13 protein-coding genes are annotated in these 11,199 nt (G+C 44.0%); 4 read left to right on the top strand and 9 right to left on the bottom strand.

All coding sequences use genetic code 11. The features are described from left to right. Positions 1–399: 399 nt before the first annotated feature. Positions 400–732 carry a DUF3243 domain-containing protein gene (locus M3204_RS12665; protein WP_251482281.1) on the top strand — a complete coding sequence of 111 codons (333 nt, stop codon included), beginning with the start codon at positions 400–402 and terminating at the stop codon, positions 730–732. Between the two features lie 121 nt (positions 733–853). On the opposite strand, the gene M3204_RS12660 is transcribed toward M3204_RS12665, so the two are convergent. Then, positions 854–1,792, bottom strand: a complete 939-nt coding sequence (locus M3204_RS12660; RefSeq protein ID WP_251482278.1) for a magnesium transporter CorA family protein — start codon at positions 1,790–1,792, stop codon at positions 854–856. A gap of 220 nt (positions 1,793–2,012) precedes the next feature. Here M3204_RS12660 and M3204_RS12655 point away from each other — a divergent pair, with 220 nt between their 5' ends. Together M3204_RS12655 and M3204_RS23875 are read left to right on the top strand one after the other, a co-directional pair. Continuing rightward, positions 2,013–2,267 (top strand): hypothetical protein, encoded by a 255-nt coding sequence (locus M3204_RS12655; RefSeq protein WP_251482277.1) that lies wholly within the window; start codon positions 2,013–2,015, stop codon positions 2,265–2,267. Positions 2,268–2,347: 80 nt separating this feature from the next. After that, entirely contained in the window at positions 2,348–3,016 is a 669-nt protein-coding gene (locus tag M3204_RS23875; RefSeq protein ID WP_251482274.1) for a TrkA C-terminal domain-containing protein, read from the top strand. A gap of 5 nt (positions 3,017–3,021) precedes the next feature. Here M3204_RS23875 and M3204_RS12645 read toward each other — a convergent pair whose 3' ends face one another. From M3204_RS12645 to M3204_RS12630, 4 genes are all read right to left on the bottom strand, one after another. Continuing rightward, on the bottom strand, positions 3,022–3,408 hold the full coding sequence (locus M3204_RS12645; protein WP_285856954.1) for a DUF1284 domain-containing protein: 387 nt from the start codon (positions 3,406–3,408) through the stop codon (positions 3,022–3,024). A gap of 115 nt (positions 3,409–3,523) precedes the next feature. Then, on the bottom strand, positions 3,524–4,855 hold the full coding sequence (locus M3204_RS12640; protein ID WP_251482269.1) for a polysaccharide biosynthesis protein: 1,332 nt from the start codon (positions 4,853–4,855) through the stop codon (positions 3,524–3,526). A gap of 451 nt (positions 4,856–5,306) precedes the next feature. After that, complete coding sequence (abc-f, locus tag M3204_RS12635) at positions 5,307–7,190, bottom strand: ribosomal protection-like ABC-F family protein (protein WP_251482267.1); 1,884 nt, start codon at positions 7,188–7,190, stop codon at positions 5,307–5,309. 166 nt (positions 7,191–7,356) lie between these two features. Next, positions 7,357–7,512 carry an RAxF-45 family protein gene (locus M3204_RS12630; RefSeq protein ID WP_251482265.1) on the bottom strand — a complete coding sequence of 52 codons (156 nt, stop codon included), beginning with the start codon at positions 7,510–7,512 and terminating at the stop codon, positions 7,357–7,359. 747 nt (positions 7,513–8,259) lie between these two features. Here M3204_RS12630 and M3204_RS12625 point away from each other — a divergent pair. Then, entirely contained in the window at positions 8,260–8,454 is a 195-nt protein-coding gene (locus tag M3204_RS12625; RefSeq protein WP_251482262.1) for a hypothetical protein, read from the top strand. 74 nt (positions 8,455–8,528) lie between these two features. Here the strand turns inward: M3204_RS12625 and M3204_RS12620 are convergent, their stop codons facing one another. From M3204_RS12620 to liaF, 4 genes are read right to left on the bottom strand one after another with little or no spacing between them, the layout of a single operon-like run. After that, on the bottom strand, positions 8,529–8,711 hold the full coding sequence (locus M3204_RS12620) for a hypothetical protein (protein WP_251482260.1): 183 nt from the start codon (positions 8,709–8,711) through the stop codon (positions 8,529–8,531). Positions 8,712–8,729: 18 nt separating this feature from the next. After that, positions 8,730–9,362 carry a response regulator transcription factor gene (locus M3204_RS12615; RefSeq protein ID WP_251482259.1) on the bottom strand — a complete coding sequence of 211 codons (633 nt, stop codon included), beginning with the start codon at positions 9,360–9,362 and terminating at the stop codon, positions 8,730–8,732. Continuing rightward, complete coding sequence (locus M3204_RS12610; RefSeq protein WP_251482257.1) at positions 9,355–10,401, bottom strand: sensor histidine kinase; 1,047 nt, start codon at positions 10,399–10,401, stop codon at positions 9,355–9,357. Before M3204_RS12610 ends, M3204_RS12615 begins: the two co-directional genes overlap by 8 nt. After that, positions 10,398–11,132: a cell wall-active antibiotics response protein LiaF gene (gene liaF / locus M3204_RS12605; RefSeq protein WP_251482255.1), complete on the bottom strand. Its 735-nt coding sequence runs from the start codon at positions 11,130–11,132 to the stop codon at positions 10,398–10,400. Before liaF ends, M3204_RS12610 begins: the two co-directional genes overlap by 4 nt. Positions 11,133–11,199 lie beyond the last annotated feature (67 nt).

Genomic DNA, 11,199 nt, shown 5'->3' with positions numbered 1-11,199 from the left:
AACTTTACGGCGACTTCGGAATACGTCATTGGCTATGCAAGCGGAGGAAGATTCGCGTTGCTGTCTCAAGGCACGCTGGTCTTAAATCGATATATTTAACATCGATTTACCCCAGTGAGCATATTGAATAGCAAAAACTGAATACTCCTCCCATTGTCCGTTTGTCGGACTTAAAAAAGGTGCTGGCCTAGTGGCCTGCACCTTTTTTAATGAAGCTCTTATCATCTTACTATTGAATCACAAACAAGGAAAAAATCGGCTTTTTGCAGTATGACTTCTATTTAAGTTCAGAAAGACCATGATCATCCACTCAAACCATACCTGGTAATGTGCTTCGCAAGGTTTATAAAATTTCAACAATGGATATTTAATTACTATCTTTCTCAAGGAGGTTTTACGATGGAAAAAGATCATATGATTCATAAAGACGGCGAGGTTGATACAAGCAAGGTGGATGACACTCTTGACCGCATGGATAGCGAGCAAGCTGATGAGATCCTTGGGGATTTCAACGAATTCAGGTCATATCTGAGCAAGCGTATCCAGCTTGGCAAAACGGCAGGACTGAATGAAGAACAGCTTGCTAATACGGCACAGAAGGTTGCTGACTACCTGGCGGATAAGGTAACACCTCGCAACAAAGAAGAGCAGCTGCTGAAAGAGCTATGGCTAGTCGGCACTGAAGAACAACAGCATGCACTTGCGCATATGCTTGTAAAACTAGCTGAATAACAACAAAATCGCCCTAATGGGCGATTTTTGTTGTCTAAGGACTTTTTTTATTCCTAGGTGATTGCCTCATTCTCTTTTCAGAAACCGCTTATACTTTTGCACCGATGTCTAAGAAAATACACTATTTAAAAAACCTGTTCTTCCCTTTTACTTTCAATATATCACCCATCCAGCCTTTCATTTTCAGATAAATGTAAAGACCCACAGTAGAAATCACAATCAAGGCTCCAGCAATCGCATATCCATACTTCCATTCCAGTTCTGGCATGACTTTAAAGTTCATGCCCCACAGAGCGCCCCATGACATCACAGGGGTAAATAGGATCGTCATTACAGTCAAGGTCTTCATGATTTCATTCCCGCGATGTGTAGATACCACTTCTTCTAGATTGATCATTGTATCGATCTCCTGCTGATATTCACTCAATAGTGTCCGTGCTCGATCAACTCGTGTAACAACCCGGCTGAATTCCGCCATTTCATGAATTTCCTTGCCAAACGCTTCTTCCGCAATGAATTTCAATTCAGTGACAGGCACCAATAGATTTTTCCAAATCAATAATTCATGCCTGTTTTCATAAATTTTCTCTAAAATCTCAAGGTTATTATGCTCTTTCATTTTCCACAAAAGTTCATGCAAGCGTTCTTCATATTCATCTATTCTAAGTAGGTAGCTTGATAAAATTTCACCGAGCAATATAAAAAAGCCTTCCACTCCATTTTCCGCCTGCTCCATTTGCTTGTTGACACCCATTGGATTAGCTTCCAGGACGGTGAAATCGAAGTCTATCGTGATAAAGAACTCTTTGCAAATATAAAAATGGAAGATATTTTTTTCGCGTTTCTCTTCTATATCCTGTCGATAAATCAATGAGCCCCAAATATATTCCTCTCCCCTAGTTTGTGTATTCAATTGGAGAAAGTTGGCCTTATTCTGTTTGATTTCAGTATACCAACTGTTACATGTTGGGTATTTGGAGGTAATCTCCTTAATTTCGTCTGTTCGTGCTTTCTCAAAATCATACCAAATCCATTTTTCCCCGTTAAATGTATGCTGCATAGGTTTCAGACCTTTCCGCTACTAAGATTCTTAAATAATAATTTTCCCTTATTTAAAATTTTAAAACGGCTTATCGTTAATACTTGGCAACACTTCCATTTTTAAAATGTTTCTTTATTTGTAAGACCGGGTAAACAAAAGACATACGAGGCAGACAAAAATCGCTTCAAGCCTCTAAGACACTTTTTAAAAAAGTGTTATTCATAGGAGGGACTTTACGATGCAAACAAAATCAGCAGTCATGTTAGGTGTAGGTGCTGCAGCATTATGGATGGCTATGAAACCTGAAAATAAAAACAAACTTACGAATATGGCAACTCAGATGAAAGACAAGATCATGCCATCAAAAACAGACGTAATACCTGTACAGAAAGCAGGAAACCCAGACCCGATGGATCTCGAAGACAACAAGATGGTCAGCGAAGGCTCCATGTACGGGGTTAACTACTACAACGAGAACTTACAGCATCAATAATCAATCCGGGGAATTCCTTCCCCGGACTATTTTTGTTTATTTTGACCCTCGACAACTAATACTATGAAGTATCGAGGGAGGTGGAGGTAATCGGTATTTTATTTATCTTTATATACCTTTTCATTGTGTTTACTGTAATTGAAATTAATACTTCCATTTTCGTCGCCACTGGACTTGATAAAAAAATCGCCAAATTCCAGGTGATTTCCATGCTTACTGGCACCGGTTTTACTACCGGCGAATCGGAGTTGATCATCGACCACCCCGTCAGGAGAAGATTGGGAGCTTTTTTGATTTTGTTCGGCGCTTTCTCGCTGGCTGTTATCATTTCCGCGATCAGCCAGCTTTTATCTGACAATTTTTTCGCGCTGGAAATTGCCTATATTGCAGGTGGTCTAGTCGTTCTGCTATTCCTTTTAAGGGCACCATTTACCCAGAACTTCATGTCTAAAAAGATGAAGAGTGAAATGGAGGAGAATTATGAGTTGGCCGACTTGCCAATCAGGGATGTCCTCTTGATGGATGATGAAGACGAGGTTCGGGAAGTTTCGATTGTGGAGGATTCTCCCTTCTCGGGCAAGACATTCGATGAAATCATCGCCAGGGAAGATGACCTCATGCTCCTATTCATTAAAAGAGGAGATATAAATATCCGCAACAAATCTTACGATACAAAATTAGAACCGGGCGACCGGCTCGTTTTATATGGCAATAATCCGTTAATCGATAAGAAATTTAAAGATGCCTGACCCCGTTAACTACCGTGGGACAGGCATCTTTTATTTTCACGCAGCTCGGCGATTCCTTCCTTGCACACTCCGTATGGCAGCCATGAACAGTTCTTGCAAAGATAATCGAGATCATCCGGTTCGACCTTTTCTGCCGTGAGTTTTACAAGCTGGGACTTCAAATAGCTTTTACCCGGTACGAGACCTAAATGGCGAATGATTTTTCCGTCCATCGACAGCACATGCTCATTCGATCCTTCGCTCGCTTCACAGATTTCAAGACCCCGGTGCGGACAAGACATGCAGGCATCATCGAACGCTGCCACAACCTTTATGAAAAAATCCTGCTCGGGATCGCGGATATCTTTCACGATGCTTTCCATTTTCTTAACGAACTCCGGACTGTAGCCCATCCCCCTGAAACCGTGAACGCAGAGGAGATGGTGACCGCGCAACACCTTTTCCACTCCATCACTCCTGAAAAAATATTATATGATTAAATTCTATGAATATCTTGAATCTCCTTCTTTAATACCGAGAGTCACTAATACTGCTCTTTGCCAGCCAGGTGATGCCGATTTTTTTGCAAATCGTCAAGTAATGCAAAAATAAAATCACCAGGCTGCCAGTATTCATTCCTACAATAACACCCTCCATCCCCCACTCAGGCCTCGACCCAACCAGATAGATCAGTGAAAAAGTAACTACCGTCGCGTAAACAGAATGTATGAAGGCGTCCTTGACCAAGCCAAGGCCAATTAAATAGGCCTGCATCGGTATCGTGAAATAATGGAACAGGAAGTACGGAGCCAGCAGCTGCAAATAAATCGCCGCATCTTTCGAGTGAAAAAACATATTGGTCATGGGCTCGGCTAAAAAGTAGAAGGCCGTGACAGCTGGCAGACCGTATAAGAATGTCAGCAGCATCACCTGCTGCAGCAATTTTTGCAGCTTATGGAACTCCTTTTCCGCATATGCCTTGGACACGGTAGGAATCAGGATAATCAAGAACGAATGGGCAATGAAGGCCGGAAAGAATCCAACTGTCATCGCGATTCCGGCTAGCATCCCAAACTGCTCTGTTGCCATTTCCGGAGATATCCCCGCACTTATGACCGCTGCTTTGATTAAAAATGGCTGGACGGCATGTGTCAGTGAATGGAAGATTCGCAGACCTGTCGTCGGAACAGAAACAGCAATAAGGTCTTTTCTGACTTCCCTCCCACTAACCGGCTTACCGGGAACCCGCTTGATCCTCTGGTAAGACATGATAAAAAGGTGCAATAAATAAAGAAAAACGACGAGCTCACTTCCTGCAAGCGTGCAAAACGCGACCAGCAGTGCCGTTTCACTGCCAAACGCAAAATACTGAAACACAACCGTCAGCAAGACAAGCTGCACTGACCTTCTGAGAAAATGGGAGATTGCAATCTTGCCCATTTCTTGTTTTCCCATAAAAAATCCCCTGGCAATGGCGGAAATCGTCATCACCGGAATGAGCGAAAGGACGACCCACTTCAACAAAGGATGATAATCGTTGAACACAGGAATAACTGGCAGCACGAATGCGGCTGCAATTAATAAAACGGCAGTAAACGTCACTGCCAGCCTGACTGCATGGCCGATCATGCTCCGGTGGTACAACTCGTCCTTCTCAGCGACCATCTTCGAGATCGAAACCGGCAATTCAAAGGTCGCCAGCATCATGATCAGAAAAATAGTCGGCAAAATCGTCATGTAATGCCCCATCCCGCTTTCCCCAAGCTCCCTTGCGAGAATCATATTAACGAGGAACTCCACCACTTCAGCCAAAAAGGTAGCAATAACAAGAACAGACATCCCTTTTAAAAAAGTACTCATCGCTTCTCTCCCAATCCTGTCTCATTTACTTTTATAAACATATGAGACAAGTCCGGATAATATTAAGGAAAGTGTGAGATGGGGTTCAATACGTTAAAAAAAGCTCATTTCGCAAGATGTATGCTTCGCAATAGCGTTATTTTTCATTGTTGTGGGCGCATTTTTTTTTGCTGAATTAAAAATTTTTTATAGCGGAACCATCTCTTTTTATCATTGAACCATCTCTTTTTATAGCTGAGCTTGCTGTTTTTATAGCTGAATCTTGTTTTTATAGCGAAAAAATCTTTTTAATAGCGAAAATGAAAATTTAATAGCGAAATCTTACTTTTTATAGCGAATTCCTACTTTTTATAGCGAAAATCAATTTATTATAGCGAACTGGAAATTCTTCGCGATTTTTCCCAGTAAATAAAAGGAAGAACTGCTATCCTCAGCAGTTCTTCGTCCGTCTCTATGATATCTCCTCAAACTTTGTATAAAGCTGATTACATTTTCTCTCTAACTCTTCTTTTTCAGCGTGCAACTCCTGAAGGATTGCCAGGTCGGTGATGGCAGCCATTTTATTTTCGAGTGCACCAATCGCTTTTTCCTGTGCTTCGATTTGTTCTAGCAACAGACTCTCATCCATCGCAGCAGCCGTTTTTTTCACAGCTGGCTGCCTGGCAGGCGTAACAACAGTAATAGGTGCTGCCTCCCACTGCTTCCGCTTTTCCGCCATTTTCACTCTTGCCCGGTTGTAATCGCCCTCGATTTCCGTCAGCTCTCCGCTCTCTAACCAGTAAATTTTATCGAAAAGCTTATTGAGGAAAAAGCGGTCATGCGATACAGCGAGCAGCGTGCCTTCAAAACCGTCCAGCGCTTCCTCGAGCACTTCGCGTGAATCGATATCAAGGTGGTTGGTCGGCTCATCAAGGATCAGGAAGTTAAGATCCTGGTGCATCAACTGCGCAAGGCGCAGTCTCATCCGCTCACCGCCGCTTAATTGCGACACCTTCTTAAACACAGCAGGGCCATAGAACAGGAAGCCGGCGAGAACATTCCGTGACTCTCCCTCATTCATCACGACTTCGCTTCGGAATGCATCTAGTACAGTTCCAGCCTTGCTGGATAGCTCCATATGCTGCGACAAGTAGCCAATTTTCACGTTGCTGCCCAGCCTTGCTTCACCTTCGTCAGGTGCAAGCTCACCCTGGATGAATTTCAGCAATGTCGTTTTTCCGGAGCCATTTTCACCGACAATCGCCGCCCGGTCTTGATACTGCAGCTGGATATTTACCCTCTCAAAAAGTTCCCTGCCGCCGAACGACTTCTTAACCTCCTTGATCACAAGCACATCTTTCCCGCTGCGCGCGCCAGTTTCCAGTTCGAAGTTCATTTTCTTCCTGTTTAAAATTGGGCGGTCGAGCTTTTCCATCCTGGCTAAAGCTCTCTCCATATTCGTGGCCCGCTTATGCATCGCGGAGCTTGGCGGATTCGAACGGTTAGCCCAATCACGCAGCCTTTTTATCGCTTCCTTCATCTTCTTGATTTTTTTCTGCTGCTCTTCATAAGCCTGGAATTCACGTAAAAGCTTCTCTTCTTTTTCTTTAAGGAATCCTGAGTAATTGGCATGATACAGCTCGATTTCACCATCCTCCATATCAAGAATCTTGGTTGCCGTTTCATCAAGGAAATAACGGTCATGCGAAATGATCACGACGGTGCCCTCGTATGAATTCAGGAACTCCGCAAGCCATTCCGCTGCCATGATATCGAGATGGTTCGTCGGCTCATCAAGCAGCAGCAAGTCTGGCGTTCTCAGCAGGCTAAGCGCGAGCCCGACCTTCGTTTTCTCACCGCCGCTCAAGCTGTTAAAATGAGAATCCAGCAACCCGCCAATCTTCAAGCCATTGGCAATCCGATCAATATTGGCATCCATTTCATAGCCGCCCTCAAGAGAAAACTTCTCCTGGAGCACCCCATACTTAGTCAGCAGTCTTTCCAGCTTAAGCGCATCCTCAGAGGCTGCTGTCATCTCATCTTCAAGCTTCTGCATTTCCTCATGAACATTCCTCAACTCTTCATAAGCGGTTGCTAAAACATCCCTGACCTTCATCGTCGCCTCGTAACCAGGAATCTGTGCCAGGTAACCAATCTTCAAACCCTTCTTCCAATGGATTTGGCCGCTGTCCTGCTCTTCCATACCAGCAATCAGCCGCAATAGCGTCGTTTTGCCGCAGCCATTCCTGCCTACCAGGCCAACCCGGTCTTTCTCACTTATTTCAAAGCTCAAGTCCTGAAAGATTACATTACCGCCGTACATTTTGCTTATATGGTTAACACTGCATGCTATCATTATTTTTTCCTCCTATATTACCTCCTCCACTTAAAAGCGTCCGAGCCACTAAATCTCTGTGCTGGAGAACGCAAAAAAGCCAGGGGCAGACTGCTCTGCCCCTGGCTTCAATAACTCAATGAATACAAAAGGAGGGCAAAGAGCCCTCCCCATTCACCGTAGCTTATTAAGCGGGAAAAGAGATGATCTCACCGTTTGTTTTCGATATTGAACTGCTCAAAAAGGGCATACGTATCCCGTTGGCAGCTGCAACAGCAAATTTTGCACGGCAAAAATAAAGGAATTCATTCCAGAATCCGTGCACTAAAACAGTCTTGATCATCTCTCTTCACCTCCGTTCAATAATAGTTTGTTTTATTTTACAATCACCGTATTATTTTAGCAAGTTTTTCCTGAAGTGTTCCTGATATGTTAGATTTCTTTTCTATTGAGGAAACCGGGCATTATAAAAAACGGATATGTGGCCGGTCTCGTGTTAAAACGGAATAACCGGGTACATAAACTACGGATATGTGACCGGTATCGTGATGAAACGGAATAACCGGGCACATAAACTACTAATATGTTCCCGGTCTCATGATGAATCGGAATAACTGGGCACATAAACTACGGATATGTGACCGGTCCCGTGATGAATTGGAATAACCGGGCACATAAACTACGGATATGTGACCGGTCCCGTGATAAAACGGAATAACCGGGCACATAAACTACGGATATGTGACCGGTCTCGTGATGAATTGGAATAACCGGGCACATAAATAACGGACAGGTGACCGGTCTCGTGATGAATCGGAATAACCGGGTACATAATTAAATAACGGACAAATTTTCGGCTTCAACAACAATTTCTGTCCGTTCAAAATCATCCAGCTTCAGCCACTGTTTCTGCCCGTTACTGTCTGATTCAATAGCATTTTCATTGTTAATCAAACGTTTGATTAAATTCTATTTAGCTCCGCTATCATAGGCATTTCTCAATTTTTCCCAAACAGCATAATCTTGTGGAATAAGCGTTTAAGCAAGCTCGTCCCGCGGGTATTGTTAACTAACGAAGGAGTGGGTGGCAATGCTTAGACACTTGGAACTTTCAGATTACCAGCTCTGGATGTGCAAAAAAATAAAGGAAAAGTTAGCTGAAAAGCATGACTATATAAATAGCGCTTCCCATTACCCAAATGAATTTGAAGAACGGGAAGTCATATCCATAGCCTTAAGCGAAATGCTTATGAAATTAGACGTAATCGACAAAAAAGCGAATTAGATTCCCAGGGGCCCATGGCCTCTTTTTTTTTTACCCTAAACTGTTGAATTTGCTTTAATCAACATAGCCTTTGGTTATTGGTTCAGGTAATCGTTATCCGTATTCTTCCTTCTCAGCTCTGCAAGGATATCCTTCATCAAGGCTTCTTGTCTCTTTGTGCTGGTTACGAGCATGATAAACAAGACAATCATGGCAATTGGCAATACTAGTGAGATCAATATCCCCATTAGGCCAAACACACCAATAAATGGTTCCATGCGTAACCCTCCCTTCTGTTATTTTACAATTGAATGCCTGAACGCATAGATGACCGCCTGTGTGCGGTCCTGCACCTGGAGCTTGCTCAATATATTGCTCACATGAGTTTTAACCGTCTTCAGGGCAATGAACAGTTCGTCGGCGATTTCCTGGTTCGTCTTTCCTTCGGCAATCAGCATCAAAACTTCCATCTCGCGTTCAGTTAACTCCTCATGTGGTTCAACGTTGTTTTTCTGGCGCATTTTCATCATCATTTTCCCGGTAACCTCCGGCTCCAGCACAGGCTGCCCGGAATAGGTAACCCTCACCGCATTTGCGATCTCGCTCGCCTTTGAAGTTTTCAGCATATAGCTTGTTGCCCCGGCTTCAAGCGCCGGATACACTTTTTCATCATCAAGGAAGCTCGTTACAATGATGATCTTCGCTTCTGGCCATTTTTCAATGATCTGCTTTGTCGCTTCAATTCCGTCCATTTCTTTCATGACAAGGTCCATGAGGATGATATCCGGGCGCAGCTCAAGCGCCATCTCGACACCTGTTTTGCCGTTATCCGCTTCGCCAATCACCTCGATATCTGGTTGAGCTGATAAATAGGAGGAAACACCGATCCTAACCATTTCATGATCATCCACAAACACAACTTTAATCATTTTTCTCACCTGCCACCACTAATATTGGAACCTTGACCTCAAGCCTGGTTCCTTTCTTTTCAACACTGACAATCTTCAATGTTCCGCCGATTTCCCCGGCGCGTTCGTGCATATTCTGGAGGCCATATGATCCTGCTTTCGTTTCTTCCACGTTAAAACCGAGCCCATCATCGACAACTCTCAAAATCGCCTTGTCGTCACGCTTGATCAGCAGCACTTCCAGCTGCTCCGCTTTTGAATGGCGAAGGGTGTTCGAGACCGATTCCTGTAGGATTCGGAATAAGTGGTCCTCTACTCCCTTATCAAGAGGGAACGGCTCCACCTTCCACTTTATATTCATGGTGACTTTTTGTCTTAATTCGATTAACAGCTCTTCAATTCCTTCCTGCAGGCTTTTTCCTTTCAACGCAGCAGGTCTAAGGTGCAGGAGCAATGCTCTCATTTCAAGCTGGGATTGATGGATCATATCCTCGACCATTTTCAGCTGCTTCGCTTCACGTTCCTCGGAAGGTCCCTTTGTTTCATTGATCGCCGACATCATCATGGATGCTGCGAACAGCTGCTGACTGACCGAATCATGCAGTTCCCGTGCCAGCCGGTTTCGTTCCTGTGACACGATCTCCTGGATGCGCGACTCCAGCTCCTCTGCTTTTTCAGTCGCAAGCCTTTGTGACAGCATCGCTTTTTCAGAAATCTGCTTGTGCAGCTTCCCGACCCTTTTCGAGATCGATGAAATTTCCGCATATGACTGAGTGTGTTCAATTTCGGGCTGCTGCCCTTCCTCGAGCTGGAACAGCCAGCTGTCCACTGTTTTGAACTGCTTCCGCCAGTATATTCCTGACGCCATTCCAAAGGCGACGCCAAGCACGATACTGATGCTGAATGTAAAAATGATAAAAGGAATATCCATCAATTCGCGGTTCCATAAATCGGACAGCCTTGTTACCGGAAAAACAAGCACAAAAGACAGCGTCAGCGCGATAAACAAGATTACTCCGAGGGTCAGCCCCCATAAAATCTGGCGCATGGCTGTTGTCATATCCGTTTCACCTCGACATTCCCCACCATCATCGACGTGAAAATTTTCACCTTTTGCTCGGCCAAGTCATATCCAGGCGTTTGCAGGAACAGGCTCTGGTTCAGAACCCTGCCTTCTTCATGCTCAAACACCTCTGCAGATCCGACTATCGCAGAGTGGCGGAGCGTCACTTCTAAATCATATGGCACAAATACTTTAACATTGCCAATGATATTCCTGATGAAGACCACCGTTTCCCCCTTCGGCAGCACAGTCAGGCTTAAATCAATCACACTGTCACCAACCCCGGTCTGGATATTGACGTCATTCCACTCATACACATGCGGCGGCGTTTCCTGATGTCCAAACAGGCGATTCTTAAATAGTGGCGGCTTTTCAATCACCGGCTCCTTCCGAAATTCCTTTTCAGGTTCCTGTAAAACTGGCGTTATGACTTCCGGCTTCTTTTTCGACTGGGCAAATTGATAGGCAAGATAAATTAGCACAGCCAATAGGAAAAACCTGAAGGTCATCATGCTGAAAACACTGCTCAGGAAAAAGAACAACCCTGCCCAGAACAAAAGCTTTCCAGATTTCCTCGGCGTTAAAGATCGGCCAAAATAGATCATCGCTCCACTTGCAAGAAGGGAGAAAACAAGACCTTCGTTAAAAAACGAAACCTCAAGCAAAAGCAGTATTAGTCCAGTAATCACAATCCAGCTGATATAATCATTTTTCAAGTTGTTCAACATGCTGTTTTCCTCCCTTCCTCTAACTTTACAAACTTGGATAATATTTTTATGAGGAGATGATATGAAG

This window comes from Mesobacillus subterraneus, assembly GCF_023715485.1.
Taxonomy (GTDB): Bacteria; Bacillota; Bacilli; order Bacillales; family Cytobacillaceae; genus Mesobacillus; species Mesobacillus subterraneus_B.
The sequence above is the reverse complement of the archived record's forward strand: the minus strand, read 5'-3'. Positions and strand labels throughout refer to the sequence as shown.

Coding starts and splice junctions, on each gene's coding strand:
- M3204_RS12665 (WP_251482281.1), top strand. CDS start 400: ATGGAAAAAGATCATATGATTCATAAAGACGGCGAGGTTGATACAAGC.
- M3204_RS12660 (WP_251482278.1), bottom strand. CDS start 1,792: ATGCAGCATACATTTAACGGGGAAAAATGGATTTGGTATGATTTTGAG.
- M3204_RS12655 (WP_251482277.1), top strand. CDS start 2,013: ATGCAAACAAAATCAGCAGTCATGTTAGGTGTAGGTGCTGCAGCATTA.
- M3204_RS12645 (WP_285856954.1), bottom strand. CDS start 3,408: ATGGGCTACAGTCCGGAGTTCGTTAAGAAAATGGAAAGCATCGTGAAA.
- M3204_RS12640 (WP_251482269.1), bottom strand. CDS start 4,855: ATGAGTACTTTTTTAAAAGGGATGTCTGTTCTTGTTATTGCTACCTTT.
- abc-f (WP_251482267.1), bottom strand. CDS start 7,190: ATGATAGCATGCAGTGTTAACCATATAAGCAAAATGTACGGCGGTAAT.
- M3204_RS12630 (WP_251482265.1), bottom strand. CDS start 7,512: ATGATCAAGACTGTTTTAGTGCACGGATTCTGGAATGAATTCCTTTAT.
- M3204_RS12625 (WP_251482262.1), top strand. CDS start 8,260: ATGCTTAGACACTTGGAACTTTCAGATTACCAGCTCTGGATGTGCAAA.
- M3204_RS12620 (WP_251482260.1), bottom strand. CDS start 8,711: ATGGAACCATTTATTGGTGTGTTTGGCCTAATGGGGATATTGATCTCA.
- M3204_RS12615 (WP_251482259.1), bottom strand. CDS start 9,362: ATGATTAAAGTTGTGTTTGTGGATGATCATGAAATGGTTAGGATCGGT.
- M3204_RS12610 (WP_251482257.1), bottom strand. CDS start 10,401: ATGACAACAGCCATGCGCCAGATTTTATGGGGGCTGACCCTCGGAGTA.
- liaF (WP_251482255.1), bottom strand. CDS start 11,132: ATGTTGAACAACTTGAAAAATGATTATATCAGCTGGATTGTGATTACT.